At 60.7% G+C, this 1,005-nt stretch carries 2 pseudogenes; both read right to left on the reverse strand.

The features are described 5' to 3' along the window. Nucleotides 1-497 (reverse strand): annotated as a pseudogene (locus OB03_RS14430) (transposase); the annotation flags it as partial. Nucleotides 498-554: 57 nt separating this feature from the next. Further along, nucleotides 555-1,005: pseudogene (locus tag OB03_RS14435) on the reverse strand (IS6 family transposase); the annotation flags it as partial.

Raw genomic sequence — 1,005 nt, forward strand, 5'->3', positions numbered from 1 at the left:
GTTGACCGCATGACCCTCGCGCCGCAGCAGCACGTGCAGGCGGCGATAGCCGAACCGGCGACGCTCCTGCGCGAGGGTCCTCAGCCGGTCGCGTAGGACGTCGTCATCCGGGCGTGTCGCCTGATAGCGCAAGCTCGTCCGATCGACGCCCAGAACACGGCATGCCCGCCTTTCGCTCATCTCATAGGCGGCTTGCAAATGACCAGCCGCCTCGCGCCAACCGGCGGGCGTCACCACTTTTTTCCCAGCAGGTCCTTCAGGGCCACGTTGTCCAGCATCGCGTCCGCCAACATTCGCTTGAGCCGGGCGTTCTCGTCTTCAAGCGTCTTCAGTCGCCGAGCCTCCGACACGTCGAGCCCGCCGAACTTGGCCTTCCATTTGTAAAAGGTCGCCGAGCTGACCCCGTGACGTCTACACACCTCCGCCGTCGTCACTCCGGCCTCCTGCTCCCGCAGGATCCCGATGATCTGCTCTTCCGTAAACCTAGATCGCTTCATTTTGTCCGTCCTTCGTTAGGGCGGACTCTAACTATTCCTGGAGGAGTTTCAGGGGGTCACGTCAAAGGTGTTGTAGATCGCCGCGTGCGTGGTGAGAAATCTTTGCGCTGAGGCTTGGGATTTGAACCTCTGATGCTGCCGCTCTCGTCGCCGGATCGGTAGATGAGAGTTCTCGACACGGTTGTTATCTCGCAGTCGGCCGGGTCGGTGAAGATGCCGCAGTTCCAACTGCTCAAGCGCCGCACCGTACGATGCCAGCCCATCCGTTGTGATGGTTTCCGGCTCGACAGGTTGGTTGCGTAAAAGACGTTTGATCAGCTTCAAAGCCGCCTCTGTGTCCCGCCGACGCTGGACGATGACGTCTAAAACCTCGCCTTCGTCGTCAACCGCGCGCCACAGATACATGCGCCGTCCTCCGATCTTGCAGACCATTTCATCGAGATGCCAACGGCCTGTCGGAGGGACTCTCCTCTTCTTGAGCCGCCGTGCAATCAGAGGCCCGAACTTG

The organism is Brevundimonas sp. GN22, assembly GCF_054824005.1.